This window comes from Mariprofundus sp. EBB-1, assembly GCF_003665155.1.
GTDB lineage: Bacteria > Pseudomonadota > Zetaproteobacteria > Mariprofundales > Mariprofundaceae > Mariprofundus.
This window is the reverse complement of sequence record NZ_RCFQ01000026.1, coordinates 38616-44615: the sequence shown is the minus strand read 5'-3', so window position 1 is coordinate 44615 and position 6000 is coordinate 38616. Positions and strand designations below refer to the sequence as shown.

Here is a 6000-nt window from a genome sequence, read left to right as displayed (position 1 = left end):
ACTACTGCCAAGTCAGCTGAAGCAACTGAGTGAACAGCGCATCAAGCCATAACATCCTGAGCTTCTGTATCCCGGAAGCTCAGGATGGAAAGCGACTGGATGCGGCTTTAGCAACCCTGAGTGGCCTGAGTCGCAACCACATTCAACAACTACTGAAGAGTGGCCACGTATGTAATATTTCTGGCAAAATCATGCAGCAAGCCTCCTTACGTGTTTTTGAAGACGATACATATAATGTGCACATCCCGCCGCTCGAAATATTGAATCTCGAACCTGAAGATATACCACTCGATATTCTGTTTGAAGATGAACATATCATTGTCATCAATAAGCCCGCTGGCATGGTGGTACATCCGGCCCATGGCCATGATCGTGGCACGCTGGTTCATGCTCTGCTGTTTCATTGCGACACATTATCAGGCATCAATGGCATGCAACGCCCGGGCATCGTCCACCGTCTGGACAAAGACACCTCTGGCAGTCTTGTTGTGGCCAAAAGTGAAATTGCTCATCGTCAACTCAGTGAGATGTTTGCAGAGCACAATTTAAACCGCCAATACATTGCCTGGTGTCGAGGTAACCCCCGCTGGCGACAGAAATGTATTGAACTACCTATTGCCCGCCACCCTCAACATCGTCAAAAAATGGCTGTGAATCCCAACGGCAAGGAAGCGATCACCAATGCTCAGGTAGAACAACTGTTCGGTCCGTTTAGTCGGCTGCGTTTAACGCTACATACCGGGCGTACCCATCAAATACGTGTGCACCTGTCACACGAACTACTGCCAATCCTTGGTGATCCGGTCTATGCACGCAGCTACAACCCGGCCTCCAACATCCCTGACCCAACACACAGCGCCATTACTGCACTCAAACGACAAGCGCTGCATGCTGAACTGCTCGAATTTGAACATCCTGTCAGTGGTGAAGCGTTAAGTTTCCGTGCGCCTCTTCCTGAAGATCTAAACCGGCTCTCTCAGTCACTTCAAGAGAACTATGGCTAATCTTTCGGTAACCCGATCGGCCTTTATTGAATCTAAACTGTTTAACCGATACGGCATCCGCGGCATTTTCACTACGCGAAGCGGTGGCATCAGCCCCGCTCCATTTGATAGCCAGAACTTTGGTTCAGGGCTGGGTGATCCGGATGCCAATATAGAACATAACCTGCATAGACTGCTCGACTCGTCTGATATTCCAGGCCCACCTCATCAGGCCATTCAAACGCATCAGATTGCTACACTGTGGTGTAACGGCCCCGGCTATATGCATAGCACTGAGGCAGACATCTTATTAAGCAGTCAGCACAACACACCACTTGCAATCCGCACCGCAGACTGCCTTCCTATCCTGCTTGCAGATCCTGCAACCGGCATTACTGCAGCTGTACATGCTGGCTGGCGAGGCACAGCCTCAAACGTTGTTCAACATGCCGTCCAGGCCATGCTCAATCGAGGAGCCAGCAGTGCACATATACTCGCCTCACTTGGCCCATGCATTGGATCCTGCTGTTTCAACATCGGCGCAGATGTTGCTACTGCGTTAAAAAATAGTGTTATTGGAGCAGAAAGCTTTGTAAACGACCACGCAGATTTGCGTCAGATCAATCGTTTACAGATACTTGATTCCGGTCTGAGCGAGGGCAATATTGAATGCATCAACGCTTGTACAGCATGCGATAAGGCGCAATTTTTTTCATTCAGGCGAGATGCCGGCGTCACGGGTCGTCACATTGCCGTTGTCGCCATCGCATCTAAACCGTAAACTGCGCCGATGAACTTCATGCGCTTACCTATATTTCCATTCATCATCATTGCTCTTCTCAGTGGCTGTGCTTCTAACGATAAGGATTTCAGCGATAATGCTGATCAAGAGTACGCCCACGCCAAGCAATTGATTGAAGAAGGTGAATTTGGCATGGCCACCAAAAGACTGGAAAAATTCGATTCAAAATACCCTTACAGCAAACTGGCCATTCAATCAGAGCTGATGCGTATTTTTTCTGCTTACAAAGGCAATGAGTTTGTCCTGTCTGAAACCATGAGCCTCCGCTTTATTGATCGTCATCCCACCCATAAAAATGTTGATTATGCCAAATACATGCTGGCCATGAGCTACTATCAGCAACGGACTTCAGCAGAAAAAGATATCAGCATGTATAAATCTTCGATAAGTGCCTTTGAACGCCTCATCAAAGAGCATCCGGAAAGCGCATATGCTGAAAGCGCGCAGAATCGACTACAATCGCTATATAACATACTAGCTGAGCATGAACTGATTATTGGAAAATATTATTTCGACCATGATCGTTTTGTTGCATCAGCTAACCGCTTTCAAGAATTGGTACGCTTGTATCAAACTACATCTTCTATTGAAGAAGCCCTGTATTATCTAGCTGCATCCTATGCCAAGATGGGGTTAAAACGAGATGCGCGTCAAACAGCCATGATCCTCAAACACAACCACCCAAATAGCCCATGGAGCTCAAAATCTGAGCAATACCTGTAGCTGCCGCACCTTATTCTATTATAAGCACTCTATCATTCTCAGATAATGCGTTTTTTCACTTCACACAGGAATCATATTCTTACCATCAGCATCTTTATGCTGTTCAATCTTTTAGCCTGCAGTGATTATGATAAACAAGCCATCAATGCCTTGCTGGATGCGCGCGATATAGCCGTTAGCACCCATAATATCAGAGGCTACGATGCTTTGCTGCTACCAGACTACCATGATAAATCCGGACAAAGTGAATTTGATATCGTTAGTAAAATGAACAAACTGTTCGCTCAATTTGAAGAAACTGAAATGACATCCAGCAATCGGGTCATCAGGATGCTTGATGAACATAGCGCCGAATGTGAACAGAGTTACTTGCTCAGGGTCAAAGCAGATGGCACCTGGCGACAGCTAAATCAGCGCGAACGCATTACCTTAAGCAAAACAAGCGATGGCTGGAAAATCAGTGGCGGCTTATAACCATCTAGGACGCAGGTTTCACAAAGTATAGATAACAACAGAATTTACCGCAAAGGACGCAAAGTTTCGCAGAGTAAACCCCTTTATTTTAATATATTAGGTTTCCTGCCTAGGACTTACTATAGTTATCTGGTGAATACATCTACTTTTACAAGGGTCGCCTTTGACTTACCTTGCGAAACTTTGGTCCTGAAGGTGAATTACACTTGTGCAAGAGAGACTCCCCTGGCGGACTGCGGTAGAAAATACTGAATAAGCTGTAAAACATAGGGTATTTTAATGCGATTGCCCTGGGGTACAAGGTGATTGTGCTTGCGCAAACACGGCCTGTGAAAAGTCGCAACCCAGATCAACCCCACTCATCCGCAGGAAAATCATCAACCATAATAGCCTGCCTGACAGACTCACGCGACTCTGACAACAAATCTGCTTCTTGCTGATTCAAGACCTTCTCCTGCACTAATATCTCAAGCCATGCGTCATATGCCTGATCAGACCTGTAAACCTGCTTTTGCTTGCGTAACTTGCGCTCTATCGGTTCAACCTGCATCAATATTTTCATAGCATGATGAAGTCGCCCTATTACATCATCCTTTGAATCTGACACATAAACACCAGCCACCAAACGATCTCTCGAAACCGATGGTTCGATCAGCATCTGCGCTACGCGGTGTTGTAAGTGATCATCAGGCAGCCTGCAACGGCAACCCAGTGGAAACACCCAAACCCTCATTTTCCAGGCCAGCAATCGCACAGGAAAATTCCGAATCACACCTTCAAGCGCCTGTTGCACCTGAAACAGACTGTATTGACATACCCAGTGTACTAGCGGCAAGTCACCTTCCGGGCGACCGTCATCCTCAAAACGCTTCAATGTTGCTGAACTTAGATAGAGGTAGGCCAGCGCATCAGCAAATCGACCGGATATGCATTCTTTACGTTTCAACTCCCCTCCTAAAACCAGTAATGCCACATCAGCCATCGCAGATGTAGCTGCACTGAAACGGGAAATCTGTTTGTAATAACGGGATGTTTCACCATCCACGGGTGATGGTGCGAGCAGGCTACCTGATAGCCCAAACAGCAGTGCCCGCGACACATTTGCTATCGTATATGCAAAATGCCCCATCAACGCTTGATCAAAACGCGCTACACCTTCATCTCCATCCATATCAGCCGCTGTGATTTCATCCTGTAAATAGGGATGACACCGCATCACTCCCTGACCGAACACAATCAAACTACGCGTCAGAATATTTGCACCTTCCACCGTAATCGCGACAGGTATCGATTGATAGGTGCGCCCCAGATAATTTGATGGCCCCATACAAATACCACGGCCACCATGTACATCCATGGCATCATTAATGACCTGTCGCATACATTCAGTCAGATATCGTTTGGATATTGCAGTCAATACAGCTGGCTTTTCCCCTGCATCAAGGGCTGAGGTCGTCAATCGCACCGTGGCATCCATCATATAGGTCATACCACCAATGCGAGCGAGGGCTTCTTCCACCCCCTCAAAACGCCCGATTGGCGTATTAAACTGTTTCCGCAGACGTGCATAAGCACCGGTACTGTCACTAGCCATTTTACCTGCCGCACTACTTAATGAGGGCAGCGAAACACCACGTCCAATTGACAAGCGTTCAACCAGCATGCGCCAGCCTTTACCAATCATATCTTGTCCACCGATGACCCAGTGCATGGGAATAAAGACATTGGTGCCACGATTAGGACCATTTTGAAAAGCAATATTCAGCGGATCATGACGACGACCAATCTCAATCCCGGCCGTGCTGGTAGGAACCAGTGCACAGGTAATGCCAAGATCTTCTTCCAAACCCAGTAGATGATCGGGGTCATAGACCCTAAAAGCCAGACCTAGCAACGTCGCAATGGGGCCAAGGGTGATATATCGTTTTTCCCAATTCAGCAACAGACCCAGTGTTTCTTCACCTTCAAACTCAGCCTTACAGACAATACCTGTATCCGGAATTGCACCGGCATCTGATCCGGCATCCGGATTCGTCAGGGCAAAACATGGCACCTCTTCACCACTGGCCAAACGCGGCAGATAATGGTTTTTCTGATCATCCGTGCCATAGGATATCAACAGTTCAGCAGGCCCTAAGGAATTCGGTACCATCACGGTAACTGCTGTTGCCCCACTTCGGCTGGCGATTTTCTGAATCACGCGCGAATGTGCATATGCGGAGAAGGCCAGCCCACCATATGCTTTCGGGATAATCATTGCGAAAAAGCCATTCGACTTAATAAAGTTCCACACTTCCGGGCTTAAATCATGCTCTACATGATTAATCTGCCAGTCATCCAGCATGGAACAGAGCTCATCGACAGGCCCATCGAGAAACAGCCGCTCTTCTGCAGACAATACCGGCGCTGGCATATCCAGCAGTTTGCGCCAATCCGGGTTACCCTGTAACAGCTCCGCATCCCACCATACGGAACCGGCCTCAATAGCATCTTTTTCTGTTGCTGACATCGGCGGCAATGATCGCCTGATATAAGCTTTCAGTGGCAAGCTAATCCACTTTTTACGTACATCATCAACACAGAACAGCACATACAAGGCAATAATCATAAGCATGAGAACAGTCACTACGGCACCGCTCAACTCACCATTGAACAGTAAAACAAGATCGAACAGGGCAAAGCCTGCCAGCCAACTGCGTAAAGAGAGCTTCTCTCTGGTTAATAAAAACAGCATTCCCAAGAATAATAACGCAATAAAAATCCAGAACATCGGTGACCTCCTAGAGCTTGTTGGTCTTTAGCATATGCCTATTTCTTTCAAACACCCAGAAAAAAAGGGAATCCGAATAAGGCAATCGCACTAAATTATCCTTTGTTTTATTATCATGATTCAGTATTTTTTCACCGCGGAGTACGCAGAGTTACGCAGAGAAAATCAAAAGCATTGTATTACAGCACTCAATATGAATGTAATGGAGCAAAAAGAACGATCATTGAAACATGGAAAACTATTGTACC

General features: G+C 46.9%; 5 protein-coding genes. 4 read left to right on the top strand and 1 reads right to left on the bottom strand.

Features of this window, described 5'->3' with window-relative positions:
• The first annotated feature begins 29 nt into the window (after positions 1 to 29).
• The 4 genes from D8Y20_RS10465 to D8Y20_RS10450 all read left to right on the top strand — a co-directional run bounded on the left by D8Y20_RS10465 (position 30) and on the right by D8Y20_RS10450 (position 2982).
• The gene (locus D8Y20_RS10465; protein WP_121543478.1) at positions 30 to 1004 is read left to right on the top strand and encodes an RluA family pseudouridine synthase; all 975 of its coding nucleotides are present in this window, start codon (positions 30 to 32) and stop codon (positions 1002 to 1004) included.
• Positions 997 to 1764, top strand: coding sequence for a peptidoglycan editing factor PgeF (gene pgeF / locus D8Y20_RS10460; RefSeq protein WP_121543476.1), 768 nt, complete (start codon positions 997 to 999; stop codon positions 1762 to 1764). Before D8Y20_RS10465 ends, pgeF begins: the two co-directional genes overlap by 8 nt.
• Positions 1765 to 1773: 9 nt before the next feature.
• Positions 1774 to 2508 (top strand): outer membrane protein assembly factor BamD, encoded by a 735-nt coding sequence (locus D8Y20_RS10455; RefSeq protein ID WP_121543474.1) that lies wholly within the window; start codon positions 1774 to 1776, stop codon positions 2506 to 2508.
• A gap of 96 nt (positions 2509 to 2604) precedes the next feature.
• Positions 2605 to 2982, top strand: coding sequence for a hypothetical protein (locus D8Y20_RS10450; protein WP_236075395.1), 378 nt, complete (start codon positions 2605 to 2607; stop codon positions 2980 to 2982).
• A 349-nt stretch (positions 2983 to 3331) separates the two neighbouring features.
• Here D8Y20_RS10450 and D8Y20_RS10445 read toward each other — a convergent pair whose 3' ends face one another.
• Positions 3332 to 5752: an acyl-CoA dehydrogenase gene (locus D8Y20_RS10445; RefSeq protein WP_121543470.1), complete on the bottom strand. Its 2421-nt coding sequence runs from the start codon at positions 5750 to 5752 to the stop codon at positions 3332 to 3334.
• Positions 5753 to 6000 lie beyond the last annotated feature (248 nt).